The sequence below is a fragment of the Bacillus sp. V33-4 genome, from assembly GCF_002860225.1.
Lineage (GTDB): Bacteria > Bacillota > Bacilli > Bacillales > Cytobacillaceae > Bacillus_BJ > Bacillus_BJ canaveralius.
In genome coordinates this window covers 23480-41546 of the sequence record NZ_PGVC01000064.1, presented here as the reverse complement: position 1 = coordinate 41546, position 18067 = coordinate 23480, and the positions used below count along the sequence as shown (strand labels likewise).

Genomic DNA, 18067 nt, shown 5'->3' with positions numbered 1-18067 from the left:
ATAAATTTATTTGATTTGAGCTTGACAAATTCGCTTTTATTTAATGCAACGCTAGTGATAAAAATATAATAAATAATAAATTAGCATCAAAATTCGCCTGGTTTTTATTCATTTTCAACCTCGTTCTCTGTCAGTATCGTTCTGTAAGCCCGTATATAATATAGACGAAAAATTTTTGCATTAAGTTTCCATGTAACGGTAAATAGTTTTTAGAGATTCGTTGAAAAAGTGAAACTATTTTTCAGAAAATAAGGTCTAATAAAAAGATGGGTTTTTAAAAGAGATATTATTGAAAATTTTTGCTAAAATGAAAAAGATACAATTAAGTTGGTTAAAGTTAGACAGTTTCGCCTGAAGCTGTCTATTTCTTATAAGCTGGTATTAAACTTGCGCGGGGGTTTCGCCATTGAAAAAGCATAATCAGGAATTTCGGGATCTCATTTATGTTCATCTGAATACGGGAAGTCAATATGTAATGTCGTATGGGATTGAGTTCTATGAATTCGCTATATCCTTGCCCGAACCATTGAACCATTTGTTATTGCTGAAGCATCGTTTTGATGACGGCGATTTTAATATGCACACGTCCCTTGAATATGTTCCAAAGGAGCGGGTCGGACAATTGATCAAGGATGATGTTTATAGCTATGGCGATTTTTGTTGGCTGGACTTTGATGAGCTGGATGCTTTAGATGAATTATCCGGCCAGGAAATCGCCGAGTTGCTTTATTTGGGGCATTTAAAGCAGCATTTAAAGCGCCCTTTTTATAGCCATCTTGGCAACCAGTTCGTTTATTTAGCCCATGACGATGGCTGGTTTAATAAAATTTATTACCGGAATACTAATGATTTTTACTATATGCTTGGCAACGCAACCGCGCTGAAACTGTCCCATTTGAAAATGGAGAAAACACTTCTCGGCATGAGGAAAAAACGCACATACCCGCCAGTAACGAAAGAACTGTTGTTTTCCCTGTCAAGCTATATTAAGGAAGGGGTCTTATTTTCCTTGAAGGACGCTGTCCACAGCAGGAGCAGAATCGAAATTCCGATATGGGTGCTCGGCGATTATGCCAACATGGATGATATGTATGACCATTATCAGCAAGTACGCAGACAACGATCAGATGCAAAACTGATTTACGATAAAAAACAGAAAGAGTGGCAAGTTTTGGCGAATTAGTGTCTTTCCTGTTTGATTTTATCAAGGTCTATGGAAGATAAAGCTTGCTTTTTTGTCGGAGGGATAGTGTATAATCAATCTGACGGAAAATTTAATACATACGAACAGAACCAGGTGTCTTTCTAATGAAGACTTAAAAGGGAAGTTGGTGAAAATTCCAACGCGGTCCCGCCACTGTAAATGGTAGCAAGCTGCAAAAAGCCACTGTACAGCAATTGTACGGGAAGGATGCAGCAAGTGATGACCATGAGCCAGGAGACCTGCCTGAGTTTCTGCACCGATAAAACCTACGAGGATAGGGAGGTGTGTGAAGGTTCAGCCAGTTCGCAACTGGATTGTGATTGACAAGCCCTCACCGCATCTCCATATTTCGTGGAGGTGCTTTTTTTATTTTTCGTTGAGTACACGGACAATGCCCCATTTACATTCGGAGAGGGGATGGGGTTTGTTCATATTTTAGTAGGGGGAAAGCACATGAAAAAACTATATTCACTATTATTTGCACTACTGCTCTCAGTTGGTTTGTTAGCTGCTTGTGGAGAAACAGAGAAAGCTGCTCCAGACTCAGGCAACAGTGGAGAAGAACAAACTGATCAATCAGAAAAGGCTGCTTTTCCGGTCACGATTAAAGATGGGATCGGAGAAGAAGTAACAATAGAGAACAAGCCTGAAAAAATCGTTTCGCTTATGCCAAGCAATACGGAAATTGCGTTCGAACTAGGTTTAGGGGATGAAATTGTCGGTATTTCTGACTTTGACAATTATCCCGAAGAGACAGCATCGAAGGAAAAAATTGGCGGTATGGAGTTTAATGTTGAAAAAATCATTTCCCTGGATCCTGAACTTGTCCTGGCACACGCGTCAAGTGCCCATAATGGTGAAGCAGGCCTTCAGCAATTAAAAGATGCAGGTATTGCGGTTTTGGTTGTCAATGACGCGACGAGCTTCGATAAAGTATACGATTCGATTGAAATGATCGGGACGGCAACTGGAGAGTCTGATGAAGCCGACCGCATTGTTAAAGACATGAAAGACCGAATCAACGAGATAAAGGACAAAGCGGCTGATATTCCTGAAACAGATCGGAAAACGGTGTACGTTGAGGTCTCGACAGATCCGATTTTTACTACCGGAAAGAATACATTTATGGACGAAATGCTTACAATCGTCAATGCAAAGAATGCTTTTGCTGATTTGGAAGGCTGGGCTGAGATCGATCAGGAAGCTGTTATTGAAAAAAATCCTGATGTCGTTTTAACCACACATGGCACATATACGGGGGATCCGGTCGCAGCAGTGATGGGCCGGGATGGCTGGCAAGATGTGAAGGCCGTCCAAAGTCAACAAATAGTGGATGTAAACTCTGACATGGTAACCCGTTCAGGCCCTCGTCTTGCTGAAGGAGTAGAGGAACTTGCAAAGGCCATTTATCCGGACATTTTTGGAGAATAATCGCACAGCTGCTTATGTTTTATCAGGATTGTTTCTATTTTTTGCAATCCTGATGGGAATATCGGTCGGGACCGTTTTGGTTCCTGTCACCGAAATCTTCCAAATCATTGCTGCGAAAGTTTTCCAAGTACCGATAGGCGGGACAATAGAACCGATGTACACAAATATTGTCATGAATATCCGGCTGCCGAGAGTCATTCTCGCTGGACTTGTTGGGGCGTCTCTTGCAATTGCAGGAGCCGCCTTTCAAGGCTTGTTACGGAATCCGCTCGCAGATCCTTATACACTTGGCGTTTCATCGGGGGCTTCAGTTGGCGCGGTTGTCGTGCTTTTCTTTCAGATCACTCTCCCATTTGCCGGGATGTTCACACTGCCTGTCTTTAGTATTCTTGCTTCGTTTGCGACGATTTTTGCTGTCTTATTTTTTGCAAGAAAAATAGATCGGTCGATGAGAGTGGAAACGATCATTTTAACGGGAATTATCTTTAGTTCTTTTTTAGGAGCACTGATTTCTTTAATGATTGCTTTAACAGGTGAGGAGCTGCGCCAAATCATTGGCTGGCTGCTGGGGAGCGTCTCAATGCGGGGCTGGGATTATATTATCATTTTCTTGCCGTTTTTTATCGTTGGAGTACTTTTGCTGATGATGAATGCAAAAGAGCTGAATGCGATGTCGTTTGGGGAGGAACGAGCGCAGCATTTGGGCGTAAATGTGCAAAGGCGAAAGCACATAGTTCTGGTAGCGGGTTCGATTTTAACCGGTGCTGCCGTGTCTGTATCCGGAACGATCGGCTTTGTCGGCCTTGTCGTTCCACACTTAATAAGGCTGCTGTGGGGACCGGACCATAAACATTTACTGCCATTGTCAATGATCACCGGAAGCGGCTTTTTAATTCTGGCAGATTTGGTGTCGAGAACGATTATCTCGCCTACAGAGCTGCCGATCGGTGTTATCACCGCATTAATTGGGGCGCCTGTCTTTGCTGCGATTTTGCTGAGAAGAAGAAGAGAAAGAAGTGGATAGAGCATGCTGACGATCGAAAATCTGTCTGGAGGCTATTCCGGGGATCCGATTTTAAGAAATGTTTCTTTTAAAGTAAATAAAGGTCAACTTTTTGGGATCCTTGGTCCGAATGGTAGCGGCAAGACGACATTACTCAAGATGATAAGCGGAATCATCGAGTTTAAAAGCGGAAGCATTCTGATAAAAGATAAACCTATTTCAAGCTATGCTACAAGGGAGCTCGCAAAGACGGTCGCCGTTTTGCCCCAGCATTCTTCAGAGGTGTTTGCTTATTCGGTGAAAGAAACGGTTTCGCTTGGCCGATATGCCCATCAGCAGGGTTGGTTTCAAACATGGAACGAAGAAGATGAGGCAATTGTTCAACGAGTGATGAAACAAACTGGTGTTGACTCATTTCAGGATCATCATCTTTCGGAACTATCCGGCGGGGAGCGCCAGCGCGTCTATTTAGCCCAGGCGCTTGCCCAGCAGCCCGAAATGTTGTTACTCGATGAACCGACCAATCATCTGGATCTCTCCTATCAAAAGGATTTGCTGGATTTACTAAGAAAAATGGCAAAAGAAGAGGACTTAACCGTTATTTCTATTTTTCATGATCTAAATTTGGCGGGGCTGTATTGTGACAGGCTGCTCTTGTTGAATAACGGAGAGGTCAGCATTAACGATATCCCGAACGAGGTATTGCAGGAGGACCGGATTCAGGCTGTTTACGGGACCGCGGTGAAAAAGCATCCCCATCCAAACGTTCCGAAACCGCAAATGCTGATGATTCCCGAACTGGATTCCGATGGCCAATTGAACATCGAGATTGATGAACGCTTTTTAAAAATTTCAGACGAAATGATTGAGCTTCATGCACCAGCTCCGCTCAGGACGATGTCCTCAGGGGTAACAGGTGCGGGGACAGGCTGGTATCAAAATTTTATAAACCGTCACGTTAATCAGGATTATAACTGCAGCGACCATCGTGAGGAGATGGCACAGTTTTTGAAAAAAAACGGCTATGAGCCGGGCGAGACGGTCGGAATGATGACGGCTGTCAATCTGGCGGATGCTGCTTATCGCCTTTTTAAAGATGATGGCCTATCCGTATTTATCGTCGTGACAGCGGGAGCAGGAAATGCGATTGATGCGTCGCAAAGTGAACGGCACAGTTACGAAATTGTGCAGCCCGGCACGATCAACATCTGGGTTTTTATCAATGGAACCCTCAGTGAAGAGGCTTTCATTCAGGCGCTTATGACTGCAACAGAAGCAAAGGTGAAAGGGCTGCAAAATGAGCAGGTTTACGACCGGTTGACGGGAACGCTGGCTACCGGAACCTCAACGGACAGCATCATGATCGCCGCTTCCCAGCGAGGCAAGCTCCAGGAATTCGGCGGGACGATTACCCCACTTGGCAAGCTCGTTGGCAAAGGTGTTTACGAATGCACCGTTGAAGCGCTGCAAAAATATCAGGGCAGGCTTGAACGATGATTCTCTATCATCTCGCAGCCGTTACAATCGCTTTTATGCTTGATTGGTTAGTCGGAGATCCACCAAGATGGCCGCATCCTGTTCGCTGGATGGGGTCTCTTATTGCATGTGTGGATAGAAAATGGAATAAAGGGCAGTTTCGAAAGTGGAAAGGGGTTGGGATGGTTTTAATCGTCCTAACAGTCGTTATGTTGATCACTGCATTAAGTGTGGTTGGTTTTTATGCCATCCATCCGGCAGCCGGGATCGCTTGGGAGGCAATATTAATTTCGACGACAGTTGCGCAAAAGAGTTTGCAGGAAGCAGCTCTTGATGTTTACAAGCCTCTAAAAGCTGGTGAAATCGGGGAAGCGAGAAGGAAGCTCTCTTATATTGTTGGCAGGGATACGGATGGGCTTAATCAAGAGGAGATTGTCCGCGGAACGGTTGAAACCGTTGCGGAAAATACAAGTGACGGAGTGACCGCACCCTTGTTTTGGGGCTTGCTCGGCGGCGCTGTTTTTTCTGTAGCTTATCGGGCGATTAATACATGCGATTCGATGGTTGGCTACCGCAATGAAAAGTACCGGCAGTTTGGCTGGGCGTCAGCCAGGCTTGATGATGTCGCCAACTGGTTACCAAGCCGGCTTACTTCCTTGTTGATGATTGTCTGCATGCAACCGGCAATGATAAGCCGAAAACAAGCATGGAAAATAGTTATTCGCGATGCAAAGAAGCATCCAAGCCCGAACAGTGGCTGGTGTGAAGCGGCATGCGCGGCAATTCTCAGCGTCCAGCTCGGCGGAACGAACTATTATAAAGGAATTGTTTCTTTCCGCGCAAAAATGGGTGATCCAATTCTCTCTCTTGAAAAGAAACATATTTTATCTTCTATTACGTTAATGAAGCGGGCATCTCTATTATTCTTATTATTACTATGGCTGGGAGGTCTAGCGTTTGAATATGCCATTGCACGGTTCTAATCCCCATTCCTTATACAAGACTTTGAATATCGATCTCCCCCGGCAAATATGCGATTTCAGCGCCAATATAAATCCGTTCGGTCCGCCGCCAGCATTAAAAGAGAAATGGAATGAAATGTTTACGAAAATAATAGACTATCCAGATCCTGAAGGAGCCCAACTCGTCTCGCTGCTTGCCGCTCAGGACGATCTAGCAGAAAACTCGATTCTGCTTGGAAATGGCGGGGCGGAGTTAATTGCTCTTATCGGCAGATGGCTCGCCGGGAAAAGAATATTGATTATCGAACCATCTTTCTGTGAATATGAAACAGCATGCAGAGCGTCAGGCTGCACAATCATCCACCATTTTCTTGAAGAAGGAAATTGGGATCTTCATGTGGAACACGTACTACATAAGCTAAACTGGGCGGATGCTGTTTTTATTTGTAACCCCAACAACCCGACCGGCCAGTCTTTTTCGCGGACTGCGATTCAAGGAATTGTCGAAGAATCCTTTAAAATGAATACTTTTGTCATCATTGATGAAGCTTTTTATCATTTTTTGGAGGATGAAGCTTCGTTTGTGTCTTTTGTGAAGGATTTTCCTAACTTATTGATTCTCCGATCCTTAACGAAGATATACAGCATTCCGGGATTACGGCTCGGCTACTTAATCGCTGATCATGAACTAATCAGGAAAGTATCGTTGTTCCAGCCGCATTGGAGTGTCAACAGTGTCGCGCTTGCCGCTGGAGTAGAATGCTTAAACAGCGGCCCGTTCTTAACGGATAGCCGTAAATATATTGAAGCCGAACGGCGCAGACTGTTTCATTTCTATAAAGAGAGCGGCTATCGATTTTCTGATTCTTGCGTGAACTTCTATTTGCTGCAGGATCCGTTTCTTAATGATCAGCTTTCATTATTGAAGTTTTTACTGGAACAGGGAATCGCAGCGAGGCATACATACAATTTTAAAGGTTTACACGGACGCTGGCTCCGGCTTGCGGTGAAAAGAACTGGAGATAACGACAGGCTGATGGAGGTACTTGAGGAATGGCGGCAAGTTCAATCATCTTTATAACAGGCGGTGTCAGAAGCGGGAAGAGCCGGTTTGCAGAGGACGTAGCAGTTAAGCTTGCGGAACAAGCTGGATCATCCTTATTTTATCTTGCATCAGGACGGACGGAAGATGAGGAAATGAAGCGGAGGATCTCCCATCATCGGCAGGAAAGAGCGGAGAGCGGGAGCGGTTGGATCACGCTGGAATGCCCGGATGGGCTCGAACAAGCAGCATCCGAGCTGACGCCAAATTCGGTAGTCCTCTTTGACTGTTTAACAACTCATCTTAATAACAGACTGTTTTCAGAACAGGATGGATGGCTGGATCGAGACTATTGCCAGCATGTGAAAATTTCAATCAAAGAAAGCATTATGACGATAGCAGCACGGTGTAAGGCAATGATCATTGTCAGCAATGAGATATTGAATGAGTCGATCCGTGATAATGAAGTCATTTATACATACAGTAAAATTCTAGGCGAGCTCCATCAATGGATTGTCCGCCAGGCAAGGAGCGCCTATTTGGTGGAGTCAGGTCTCACTGTTGAGATGAAGGGAGAACCGCAATGAACGGAATTATGTTTCAAGGAACAGCCTCCGATGTTGGCAAAAGCCTGATTGTCACAGCAATTTGTCGACTGTTAGCCGGTGAAGGCTACCGGGTCGCTCCCTTTAAGTCGCAAAATATGTCCAATAACTCATACGTTACCTCGGACGGTAAGGAAATCGGCCGGGCCCAGGGGCTGCAAGCGGAGGCAGCAGGAACGGAAGCGATAGTCTGGATGAATCCGATTCTATTAAAGCCGCGCTCTGACCAGCAGGCTGAAGTAGTCCTGCTCGGAGAAACGTTTCAGACTTTATCAGGAAGAGACTATCGCGACACTTTTTACGAAAAAGGAATCGCAACGATCAAGGAAGCATTATCCAGGCTTGAAAAGGATTACGAGCTTATCATCATGGAGGGAGCAGGCAGCCCGGTTGAAATAAATTTAAAAGATAAAGAGCTTGTTAATATGAAAGTTGCCGAGCTGGCCGATGTCCCGGTCATTTTAATTGCAGATATTGATAGAGGCGGAGTTTTTGCGAGTATTGTTGGTACGCTTGGGCTTTTATCCCCCCGGGAACGCTCACGGGTAAAAGGGATTATCATTAATAAATTTCGCGGTGATATCGAGCTTTTTACAGATGGAATAAGCTGGATTGAAGCAAAAACCGGCCTTCCCGTTCTTGGCGTCCTGCCCTATCTTGATCAGCATATGATTGAGGGGGAGGATTCCCTGTCGCTCCCGGATCGTTTTTCACTGCAAGGAAAAACCGGCCTCGACATTGCTGTGTTAAGATTGCCTTATCTCTCAAATTATAGCGACATTGAACCATTTTTATACGAAGAGGATGTGGCGATCCGCTGGGTTGGCAGTAACAAAACATTCGGACGGCCTGATGCCGTGATTATTCCCGGCACAAAAAGTACGATAAGCGATTTAACTTATTTAAGAAAACAAGGACTGGATCAGCTGCTCATCAAATATTTGCAAGAAGGCGGTACGATTATTGGCCTGTGCGGCGGCTACCAGATGCTGTCCCGAACACTTATTGATGCGGAAGGATCGGACACCGGGACACCGGGCAAAAGTGTGCCTGGACTTGGCTTGATTCCGGCTGTTACGACTTTTTACGAAAAAAAGATAACAGTCAGGGCATCGGGCTCGCTTTATAAAAATCAGGAAATTTCGATTGAAGGATATGAAATTCATCTCGGGCAAACGCTCCCTGAAAATGGAGAATCGCTTACGCCGTTTCTGCTTCTGGAAGACAATCGCCGGGAAGGAATATGCGAGCTTAACGGCAGGGTGATTGGTACATACGTTCACCATCTGTTTCATAATGATGAATGGCGCAGTGAATGGCTGAACAGGCTGCGGAGCCGTAAAGGACTGCAGACGCACAAGCCGGTTATGCTGAAGACACTCAAGGAACAGAAATATGACGAGCTGGCTGAACGATTTGCTCCGCACCTGGATTGGCAAACGCTAAAAGAAATGATGATTGGGAGCGGTTTGCGATGCTGAAAGGATTATTGCTTAATTTGCAGTTGTTCACTTCAGTTCCGATCCGCATCCAGCTGCCAATGGACGCCCATCATCTGCAAAAAGCGGTGCAAACCTTTCCGTTACTGGGACTTTTTCAAGGCTTGATCATTGGTGGGGCTTTTTTCGGACTCACGGAGTTTACGCCGCTTTCGGCCCTGGCAACAGCTTTTGTTGTCTGGCTGCTAATGATAGTGCTGACTGGCGGCATTCATCTTGATGGCTGGATCGATACAAGTGATGCTTTTTTTTCTTATCAGGACCAGGATAAGCGCCTTGAAATTATGAAGGATCCGCGAACAGGTGCCTTTGGCGTGTTATCCGTTATCGTTTTACTGTCCGGGAAGTTTTTGTTTATTTATGAGCTGGCAGCTTATGCAGATATCAATGCTGCTGCCTGGGTGGTTGCGATCATTCCATTTTTGAGCAAAAGCCTGATGGGCTATTACTTGGTCACCCTGCCGCCGGCAAGAGAGGAGGGGATGGCCCGATTTTTTGCGAACGCGGTGGACAGGAAGAGTTTATGGCCTTACCTTCTCTATACAATCGTTATTATCGTGGCAAGCTGGCTTTTTGTCGAGGAATCGCTGCTGACCGCGGTTATTCTGCTTACCACATCTATTTGTGCAGGATTGTATGGAAAAATAAAAATCATCAAATGGTTTGGCGGAGTCACCGGGGATGTGGTCGGGGCCTCTGCTGAAGGAATGGAGTTTTTCCTATGGATGATCGTATGGTTGTTGCACTGTTACGTCATGGTATGACCGGGGCAAACAAAAAAGGGGCCTATTGTGGCTGGACCAATCCGCAATTATGCAAACAGGGAGTGAAGCAGCTTAAAGCGATCAAGCATATTCCGGATTATGAACTGATCGTCGCCAGTGACCTGATGCGAACCAAGGAAACAGCCGGGATTTTATTTCCGGGAAAATGCCTGCTGCCAATGAGCGAATTTCGCGAACTGCATTTTGGCGAATGGGAAGGTAAAAACCATTTCGAACTAGAAAAAGATTCATATTATCAGGAATGGCTGACAAGTCCGTTCACCGTTCAGCCGCCGGAAGGGGAATCCTTTGGGCAGTTCACGGAACGGATTGAAGAAGGCTTTTCCCAATTGCAAAATAAAATGCTTGCTGATCATAGAAAAAGTGCAGCCCTTGTTACACACGGCGGGGTGATCCGGTATTTGCTGATGACATATGCCCTGGAAGAAAAAAATTTTTGGGAATGGAAAATTCCCTTTGGATCAGGTTATCAGCTTGAATGGCCATTAAACTCATTTGGAGGTGGTAATCGGTGCACTTTGTTACGGGCGGTGCCTTTAACGGAAAATCAGCGTGGGTAAAAAATTTTTATCAGTTAAATGAACAAGAACATCTTTGGATATCGGCTTATAAAGGTTATTCACTTCCTGGTTCATTTTTTGGGCATGTGGTGGTTTTAGAAGGAATAGAAGAGTGGTTAAAAAACTGCCATGTCAATAGCAGCATTGATGCTTCAAGAGAAGAGTGGCAGAGGTTATTGCAGAATTGGCTCGCATGGGAAGCGGGGGATCCAGCAAGAACGTTCGTGGTGATCGGGGCTGACATTACAAAAGGGGTCGTTCCGGCCGATCCGGGCGCGAGACAGTGGCGCGATTTAACCGGCTGGGTTTATCAGGATATCGCAAAGTTTTCAAGCAGGGTTGATTTAATCTGGTACGGCATGTCAAAACAGCTCAAACAGGGGGAATGAAGATGAGGATTTATACGCGCACAGGGGATAAGGGACAAACGAGTTTAATTGGTGGCCGTGTTGATAAAGATGATACACGGGTCGAGGCTTACGGAACTGTCGATGAGGTAAACTGCTATGTGGGCCAGGCCATGGCAGAATTGGACCGGAAGCTGTTCGGCGATGTGTTGGACGATCTCGAAAAGATTCAGCATGAGCTGTTTGACTGCGGCGGTGATCTGGCGAACATCTCGAAAAACAGGCAGCTAAAGCTGACCGAAGAAGCTGTTACGTACCTTGAGAAGAGAATTGATGAGTTTATTGCAGAAGCACCAGCGCTTGAAAGATTTATTTTGCCGGGTGGTACGAAAGCTTCCGCATCAATCCATATTGCCCGTACTGTTACACGCCGGGCCGAGCGCCTTGTTGTCAAGCTCGCGAAGGCTGATGAGAATATGCCGCCGATTACTCTGCAATATTTAAATCGTTTATCCGACTACTTTTTTGCCTTGGCAAGGGTCGTTAACTTTCGATCCGGCGTGCCCGATGTTGAGTATATCAGAAGCGCAAAAGTATTTCGTGAGGGCAAGCGCAAGGAGGACAAGTGAAATGAACAGGCGAATGGCATGGCTGGAAGGAGGCTGGCTGTGAGGGATGCGCTCATTTTACCTTTTAATGAAAGGGAGTCGCTTGTGATCGCCAGTGATAACAGCGGCGGAATTGGTTTAAAGGAGCATGATATCGTTCATGTGCCTTACGGGGTTGTTTCGTATTATGGTTTTCGCGTTGCCGCGATGGAATGCATTGCGGCTGGCGGTGCTCCTTTAGCAGTCATTATTCATAATTTTAGCGGGGATAGTGCCTGGGAGGAACTGATCATCGGTATTAAGCAAGGACTAAGAGAGCTTGAACTGGATCATATACCGATATCCGGCAGTACAGAAAGTAATTTTCAGCTGCTGCAATCTGCAGCAGGGATCATCGTTGTTGGGAGCAAGCTTAACAAAACAGACCGGAAATTTTCCCTTTCGGATGATATCGGATTTGCAGTAATCGGCCAGCCGCTGGTTGGTGATCAGGTTGTCGAGCAGCCCGAGTCTATTGCTCCTCTTCAATTGTTTCAATGGTGTACCGAACAGGATGAAGTAAAAGAAGTGATGCCTGTTGGCTCGAAGGGGATTTTACATGAGCTCCTTCATTTTTGCGATGTAAAAGAGTATGTGTGTGAAAACAATCTCGATTTACAAAAATCATCAGGCCCATCAACCTGCTTCTTAATCGCTTATTCCAAAAACGGAGAAGAGAAACTGCGCCGGAAAGCTGCTGATTTATTTTCGGAGATTCGACTGAAGGGATGAAAAAATGCTGACACTATACATCACAAGGCACGGAGAAACAGAGTGGAATATCGAAAAGCGCATGCAGGGGCGGATGGATTCAAAGCTCACTTCCCGGGGTGAGGCAGATGCACGGCTGCTTGCAGAAAGACTGCATGATATCGAGTTTACTGCTCTGTATACAAGCCCAAGCGGCAGAGCAGCAGAAACGGCCACGATCATTAAAGGGAGCAGGACCATTCAAGTTATTGAAGACGAACGGCTCATGGAAATTCAGCTTGGCTGCTGGCAAGGAATGACAGAGGATCAGATTCAAGAGCTGTATCGAGAGGATTACGACCATTACCGGAATTCACCTGCACTCTACAAGCGTGTTGATGGAGAATGTTTTCAGGATGTAAAGATGCGGCTCGTCAGTTTTCTAACAGATTTACAAGCTAGCCATGATGCAGGCAATCTATTGATTGTTAGCCATGGGGTCGTCATAAAAACGATGATGTTGATTTTTAAAAATGCCAGAATTGAAAAAGTTTGGAAGCCACCTGTCATCGAAGGGGCGAGCTTGACGATTGTGCAGATCGAACGAGGCAGCTTTCAAGTTTTGCTGGAAGGGGACACTTCACACAAAGCGTATTTTTAAAGGAGCAGGAACGGGTGTTAAACAATTTCTGAAATGTATTTAAGAGATTAGCAATATCATAAACCGCCAGCTCCTAAAGAAGCTGGCTCTCCTTTTTTTCTCTCCATTCTTCTCGTAAAATTCCCATCCTGATTGAATCGTAATATTCCCCGTTATAAAACCGGCATTTTCGCATGCGTCCTTCCAACTTCATCCCGATTTTTTCGGCGGCCCGCATCATTCGTTTATTTCCGGACCAGGTTGTGATTCCTACACGAACAAGAGGCAAGCTTTGAAATAAGTGCTCCACCCATATCGATAGCGCTTCCGTTCCATAGCCGCCATTCCAATACTTTGAATCATAAATCACAATTCCGGCTTCAAGCCAATGAGAGTCCCTATCCTCCCAATAATAGCTAACCTGGCCAGCAATCTCCCCGTCAATTTCGATTACCATTCTTGGCGCGGGATCAACCTCTAAAACCATCCGCATATGGATACGGTAATCCTCAAGGCTCATCGGTGCCAGCGGAAAATAGGGGGCATCCCATTTCTTCCACTCAGGCTCACCCGTGCCATAAATATACTCCCAAAACACTGGGATATCATCTTCCGTAATCTCCCTAATAGATACTTTCTTTCCTATATATAAGTATGATTTCAATGCATTCACCCCCTGATTTGTATTTCTAAATTATAGTATATATTGTGAATTTTTAGAAATAATACTTTCGTATCAATGTACCTAAAGATTTTTATAACAAGTTGTTCCAGTTGATTTAAAAACTTTATGTTGTTAAAATCTAACTAATGATAATTAGGAAGGTGGAATAATGACTTCTAACAAACTAAAGGCCGCTGCTTTGCAATTGTTTGCTGAAAAGGGATATGAGGGCACTGCTTTATCAGAAATAGCGAGAATGGTTGGAATCAAGACACCGTCTATTTATGCTCATTTCCCTTCAAAGGAAGACTTGTTTTTATCCATTTACCGTGAGCATGCGTCCAGTGAAATGCGGACGATTGAAAATGTTTTAATGGAAGAAAAAGATAAACGAACCGGGGAAATACTAAAAACGATCTTTAATGAACTGACAGATCTTAACGCCCATAAAGAAGAAAAGCTTTTTTTCAAAAGAGCTGTCCTGCTTCCGCCCAATCATCTTAAAGAAAAAATGAAACAGGAGTTTGTCGGCTTTGAAAATAAAGCGAGTGAACGGCTCACGGATTTCTTTAAAACAGCGATAAATGCAGGTGAAATTGTCCCTCTAAACCCGGAGGATTTGGTCGCAACGTTTTACTGCATGCTTGATGGATTGTTAATGGAGTCTCATTATTACGATCAGGATGAATATGAAAAACGGCGAAACTCGATTTGGACGATTTTCTGGCAGGGAATACTGCAAAATAACAATTCCTGATTATAAGAGAGGAATCACATCATGGCTTGGTTTTATTTGCTGCTCGCTGGACTTAGCGAAATTGGCTGGGCGTTCGGGTTAAAATACTCAAAGGGTTTTTCCGAACCAGTTCCAACCGTTATGACAATCATGTTAATTATCGTCAGCTTCATGTTGTTTGCAAAAGCGATGAAAACCATTCCGATTGGAACGGCCTATGCGGTGTTTACGGGGATTGGCGCAGCTGGTACTGCATTAATCGGCATTGTATTTTTGGGTGAACCGGCCGGCTTGCTGAAGGTTTTGTTTATTTCCTTATTGCTTGGAGGCATTATCGGATTGAAGATTTCATCAGATGATAATGATGAGAGAACAGAGAGGGCTTCGTAATATGTCGTGGATCTATTTGCTGTTTGCTGGACTGGGTGAAGTAGGCTTCGTCATATTTATGAAGCTTTCTGATGGTTTTACCCGCACCAAATATAGCATTCTTTGCGGAATTTCAGGTTTTGCAAGCTTTTATTTATTATCAAAGGCATTGCTTGAGCTTCCGATCGGAACGGCTTATGGTGTCTGGACAGGTATTGGCGCTGCCGGCAGTGTGCTGCTTGGGATGTTATTTTTCGGCGAGCCCAGAAATTGGCGACGAATTCTTTTCATCGCCATGATTATCATAAGTGTGATTGGCTTAAAAGCAGTTTCATGAGAGGACTGACCTCCCTATATTTTTTTGATGAAATGCTCGGCTTCTCGATTGTTTCGCGCATCCCAGACGGTATGGATTTCAAATGTCCCTTTTTCAAAAAATAACGGGAATTTACGTCGAAACCAGCTCTGCATCGGCAGCTGTAAGGCTTCTTCTCTATGAAACCAAGATAATTCTCCTTCAGGGGGATCATCGAGAAGTTCGCCTTCAACATCGTCTGCCAAATAATTAAAAACCATATGGCGGATATTTTCATGGGGGCTGACATATTCATCGAGGCCTTTATACGTAATATTGCGAACAGTTAAACCTGTTTCTTCCTTAACTTCGCGGATGGCCGCTGCAGATAAACTTTCCGGATAGTCGACTTTGCCGCCGGGTGCAACAAATCCAGGGTATCCGCGTTCTTCCGGCCTTTTGATTAACAGCACCTTATCGCCTTTCACCACCATACATAATGTGTACATTTGATGTTCGATTTCTTTCCAGTTCACTAGTGTCCCGCCTTTGTCTGTTAAAAGATAATTTAATCATATCAAAATTGTGAGAAAATGGCCTGGATTGTAAGATGAAAAAGAGTGGAAACGTGAGTGTTATGAAGGGGAAAAAGGAATTTTCACCGAAATTGATTTTTGGGAGCGTTCGAACAGATAATCCACTGACGCATTGTGAAAGGGAAATATTGAAGATGGTCGCAGAAGGTAAAAAAGCCAAGGAGATTTCAAGCTATTTTTATCATCCGGAACTATATATCAAAAATTTTAAATAAGCTTGAGTGTAAAAAATCAAATAGAGGCAATTTCAATAGCGGAAGGGTGGATTTAGCAGTTCCATCTTTTTTTACATAGAGCACTTGAAACTTTTATTGCCCTAAAACAAAGGCGGTATGCCTTTGCTGAATTCAGAGACGAGGGTTGCGATCGATTGCAATTGTTCTTCATCAAGGTCAAAAGTGTTTTTAATTTTACTTTCAAGATCTTCTGTAACCCTTCTTTTGCCAACTTCAACAAGGGCAATAAGCGAGAAGCTGCAATTAACGAGCTTTGCAAAGTCGCGCTGATTCATGTTATAGCTTTTTCTTAAAAATTTTACAATTTCTTTATTCATCTTTCACCTCTCCTTAGAAAAAGCAATTTACACGGGCTTTTGGTAAGGCTTTCTCTTGTTCAGACGGACGTTATTCTTTAAATTAGCATTAAAGTGAGAGGGTTGTCAAAATCTTTATCATTACACAACCGTTAGCATTTTTAGCTGGGCAACGATATGCTTCACGAACTTGAGTCACATGAAGAAAGCGAGCAAAAAATGCTCGCCAGTACTTATCAACCTTTTGCATCATCCATGATATATCGCATGAGAGTAGTCTTTTTCACCTCAGTAATATTCTTCGCCCCAGCCAGACCTGCCGATACTTTAAATTCATCGAGTAAGTTCGAAACAACCTTTTGAACTCCGTGTTCGCCTGCAACCGCCAGCCCGTATACATAAGGCCTTCCAAGCAATACAGCATCCGCACCAAGTGCAAGCGCCTTGACCATATCCGTGCCACGGCGGATGCCGCTGTCAAACAAAACTGGAAATGTTTCGGGCACAACGTTGCGAATTAATGGTAACGCATCCAGCGAGGATGCGACCCCGTCCAGCTGCCTTCCGCCATGGTTTGACACAATAATTCCCTCGAAGCCCCTTTTAACTGCTTCCACTGCATCGTCAGGATGAAGGATTCCTTTTAAAACAATCGGCAAACTCGTTTGCGTTTTTAGCCACTGCAAATCATCCCAGTTAAAGGAAGGATGGAGAATCTGGTTTAAAATTTCGTCCACGACTTCATCACTGTCTTCAATATTCACTTTAGCCTGAAAAACAGGATCAGAAATATAGTTTGCTTTTCCAAAACCAAGTCTGAGCGGGGAGTAGCTATTGTGCAAGTCCTTTTCCCGCCATCCGAGCATGACGGTATCGACTGTAACGACGAGGGCTTGATAACCGGCGTTTTCAGCCCTTTTAACCATGCTTAACGATAAATCACGATCATTGGACCAGTAAAGCTGGAACCAGTTTGGGCTAAACGGGTTCGCTTCGGCAATCTCTTCCATAGTGTAGCTCGATACAGTACTTGCAATATAAGGAATTCCAAACGAGCCTGCTGCTCTTGCTGCAGCCAATTCTCCGTCTTGATGAGCAATCCTTTGCATTCCAACCGGAGCGAACAATAAAGGGGAAGGAAAAGTTTGATTCAACAATTCTATTGAAAAGTCTGGATTTGCTACATTCGTTAAAACTCTTGGCAAAATGCTGTATTGTTCAAAAGCTCTCGTATTTTTCTGCAGCGTTTCTTCACCGCTGGACCCTGATTGGATATAACCGAACGGGCCTTGCTCAAGAATACATTCAGCCGCCCTTTCCCACTCTTCGACTGAAAAATTGAGCCCGGTCTCTTTCATTTTTGCTAATAAAGGATCTTCCTTGCTGATTACCGCCATGATTTCATTTCCTTTCTAAATAGCTGATTTTTTGATAAAGGTTCTAAAACAAAAAAACCTCTCCAAAGTAGAGAGGTTTGATCATATGTATGGTCGCCCGCTCTCATCTTCCAAAACTAAAATGTTTTGCTGGATTTAGCACCAATTCCAAATTGGAATGGTTGCCGGGCTTCACAGGGCCAGTCCCTCCGCCACTCTCGATAAGAGAACAAAATTATTAAATTAACAGCAATTCGTTACTTATAACTTTAGGATTTCGGGAAGTGGTTGTCAATGAAATATTTTTTAAAACTATTTGTCGGAAAACACCAACTGGGAAATGTTTTATGGTGAAAAAAATTATAGATACATTTTATATATGAAAAACATTAAAAAATGGCGAAAATGAGAGATTGGTTACGAAAATGCCGCTTACATCAAGAGTTGCTTGACAAGAAATGGTGCTTGGCAGTGTCAGCCATAAGGTTGCCAAAAAGGGGAAAAGCACCGGTTATGATTGTGAAATAACGCAGATCCGTCATAAAACAAAATAAAAAAGGCCTATCAAGTGCGATCAGTCAATTGATCAGTACTTACCATTGAGGAGC

21 protein-coding genes and 2 riboswitches are annotated in these 18067 nt (G+C 44.2%); of the genes, 17 read left to right on the top strand and 4 right to left on the bottom strand.

Annotated elements, in window-relative coordinates:
- Positions 1–406: 406 nt before the first annotated feature.
- From CVD23_RS19820 to CVD23_RS19755, 14 genes are all read left to right on the top strand, one after another.
- The gene (locus CVD23_RS19820) at positions 407–1183 is read left to right on the top strand and encodes a hypothetical protein (RefSeq protein ID WP_101575414.1); all 777 of its coding nucleotides are present in this window, start codon (positions 407–409) and stop codon (positions 1181–1183) included.
- Positions 1184–1278: 95 nt separating this feature from the next.
- Positions 1279–1465, top strand: a riboswitch (cobalamin riboswitch).
- 192 nt (positions 1466–1657) lie between these two features.
- Positions 1658–2635 carry an ABC transporter substrate-binding protein gene (locus CVD23_RS19815; protein ID WP_101575413.1) on the top strand — a complete coding sequence of 326 codons (978 nt, stop codon included), beginning with the start codon at positions 1658–1660 and terminating at the stop codon, positions 2633–2635.
- A complete protein-coding gene (locus tag CVD23_RS19810) occupies positions 2598–3659 on the top strand; it encodes a FecCD family ABC transporter permease (protein WP_101666960.1) in 1062 nt (353 codons plus the stop codon). The genes CVD23_RS19815 and CVD23_RS19810 overlap by 38 nt, the downstream gene beginning before the upstream one ends.
- 3 nt (positions 3660–3662) lie before the next feature.
- On the top strand, positions 3663–5135 hold the full coding sequence (locus CVD23_RS19805) for an adenosylcobinamide amidohydrolase (protein ID WP_101666959.1): 1473 nt from the start codon (positions 3663–3665) through the stop codon (positions 5133–5135).
- Positions 5132–6097 carry an adenosylcobinamide-phosphate synthase CbiB gene (gene cbiB / locus CVD23_RS19800; RefSeq protein WP_101666958.1) on the top strand — a complete coding sequence of 322 codons (966 nt, stop codon included), beginning with the start codon at positions 5132–5134 and terminating at the stop codon, positions 6095–6097. Before CVD23_RS19805 ends, cbiB begins: the two co-directional genes overlap by 4 nt.
- Entirely contained in the window at positions 6078–7157 is a 1080-nt protein-coding gene (gene cobD, locus CVD23_RS19795; protein ID WP_257988612.1) for a threonine-phosphate decarboxylase CobD, read from the top strand. The genes cbiB and cobD overlap by 20 nt, the downstream gene beginning before the upstream one ends.
- Positions 7130–7705 carry a bifunctional adenosylcobinamide kinase/adenosylcobinamide-phosphate guanylyltransferase gene (locus tag CVD23_RS19790; protein WP_257988611.1) on the top strand — a complete coding sequence of 192 codons (576 nt, stop codon included), beginning with the start codon at positions 7130–7132 and terminating at the stop codon, positions 7703–7705. Before cobD ends, CVD23_RS19790 begins: the two co-directional genes overlap by 28 nt.
- Positions 7702–9204: a cobyric acid synthase gene (locus CVD23_RS19785; protein ID WP_101666956.1), complete on the top strand. Its 1503-nt coding sequence runs from the start codon at positions 7702–7704 to the stop codon at positions 9202–9204. The genes CVD23_RS19790 and CVD23_RS19785 overlap by 4 nt, the downstream gene beginning before the upstream one ends.
- Complete coding sequence (gene cobS, locus CVD23_RS19780) at positions 9198–9986, top strand: adenosylcobinamide-GDP ribazoletransferase (RefSeq protein WP_101666955.1); 789 nt, start codon at positions 9198–9200, stop codon at positions 9984–9986. Before CVD23_RS19785 ends, cobS begins: the two co-directional genes overlap by 7 nt.
- Positions 9944–10567 (top strand): histidine phosphatase family protein, encoded by a 624-nt coding sequence (locus CVD23_RS19775; protein WP_101666954.1) that lies wholly within the window; start codon positions 9944–9946, stop codon positions 10565–10567. Before cobS ends, CVD23_RS19775 begins: the two co-directional genes overlap by 43 nt.
- On the top strand, positions 10519–10956 hold the full coding sequence (locus CVD23_RS19770) for a bifunctional adenosylcobinamide kinase/adenosylcobinamide-phosphate guanylyltransferase (RefSeq protein ID WP_101666953.1): 438 nt from the start codon (positions 10519–10521) through the stop codon (positions 10954–10956). Before CVD23_RS19775 ends, CVD23_RS19770 begins: the two co-directional genes overlap by 49 nt.
- Before the next feature lie 2 nt (positions 10957–10958).
- The gene (locus tag CVD23_RS19765; protein ID WP_101666952.1) at positions 10959–11543 is read left to right on the top strand and encodes a cob(I)yrinic acid a,c-diamide adenosyltransferase; all 585 of its coding nucleotides are present in this window, start codon (positions 10959–10961) and stop codon (positions 11541–11543) included.
- 39 nt (positions 11544–11582) lie between these two features.
- Complete coding sequence (locus tag CVD23_RS19760; protein ID WP_101666951.1) at positions 11583–12293, top strand: ATP-binding protein; 711 nt, start codon at positions 11583–11585, stop codon at positions 12291–12293.
- 4 nt (positions 12294–12297) lie between these two features.
- On the top strand, positions 12298–12912 hold the full coding sequence (locus tag CVD23_RS19755; RefSeq protein ID WP_101666950.1) for a histidine phosphatase family protein: 615 nt from the start codon (positions 12298–12300) through the stop codon (positions 12910–12912).
- A gap of 73 nt (positions 12913–12985) precedes the next feature.
- On the opposite strand, the gene CVD23_RS19750 is transcribed toward CVD23_RS19755, so the two are convergent.
- Positions 12986–13555, bottom strand: a complete 570-nt coding sequence (locus CVD23_RS19750) for a GNAT family N-acetyltransferase (RefSeq protein ID WP_180955736.1) — start codon at positions 13553–13555, stop codon at positions 12986–12988.
- 169 nt (positions 13556–13724) lie between these two features.
- Here CVD23_RS19750 and CVD23_RS19745 point away from each other — a divergent pair, with 169 nt between their 5' ends.
- From CVD23_RS19745 to CVD23_RS19735, 3 genes are read left to right on the top strand one after another with little or no spacing between them, the layout of a single operon-like run.
- The gene (locus CVD23_RS19745; RefSeq protein WP_101666949.1) at positions 13725–14312 is read left to right on the top strand and encodes a TetR/AcrR family transcriptional regulator; all 588 of its coding nucleotides are present in this window, start codon (positions 13725–13727) and stop codon (positions 14310–14312) included.
- 21 nt (positions 14313–14333) lie between these two features.
- Complete coding sequence (locus CVD23_RS19740; protein ID WP_101666948.1) at positions 14334–14681, top strand: DMT family transporter; 348 nt, start codon at positions 14334–14336, stop codon at positions 14679–14681.
- Between the two features lies 1 nt (position 14682).
- On the top strand, positions 14683–14997 hold the full coding sequence (locus CVD23_RS19735; RefSeq protein ID WP_101575400.1) for a DMT family transporter: 315 nt from the start codon (positions 14683–14685) through the stop codon (positions 14995–14997).
- A gap of 14 nt (positions 14998–15011) precedes the next feature.
- On the opposite strand, the gene CVD23_RS19730 is transcribed toward CVD23_RS19735, so the two are convergent.
- The 3 genes from CVD23_RS19730 to CVD23_RS19715 all read right to left on the bottom strand — a co-directional run bounded on the left by CVD23_RS19730 (position 15012) and on the right by CVD23_RS19715 (position 17480).
- On the bottom strand, positions 15012–15464 hold the full coding sequence (locus tag CVD23_RS19730) for an 8-oxo-dGTP diphosphatase (RefSeq protein WP_101666961.1): 453 nt from the start codon (positions 15462–15464) through the stop codon (positions 15012–15014).
- A gap of 403 nt (positions 15465–15867) precedes the next feature.
- On the bottom strand, positions 15868–16104 hold the full coding sequence (locus CVD23_RS19720; protein ID WP_101575398.1) for a helix-turn-helix domain-containing protein: 237 nt from the start codon (positions 16102–16104) through the stop codon (positions 15868–15870).
- Positions 16105–16319: 215 nt separating this feature from the next.
- Entirely contained in the window at positions 16320–17480 is a 1161-nt protein-coding gene (locus CVD23_RS19715; protein WP_101666946.1) for an alpha-hydroxy-acid oxidizing protein, read from the bottom strand.
- Positions 17481–17580: 100 nt separating this feature from the next.
- Positions 17581–17687: riboswitch (SAM riboswitch) on the bottom strand.
- Positions 17688–18067 lie beyond the last annotated feature (380 nt).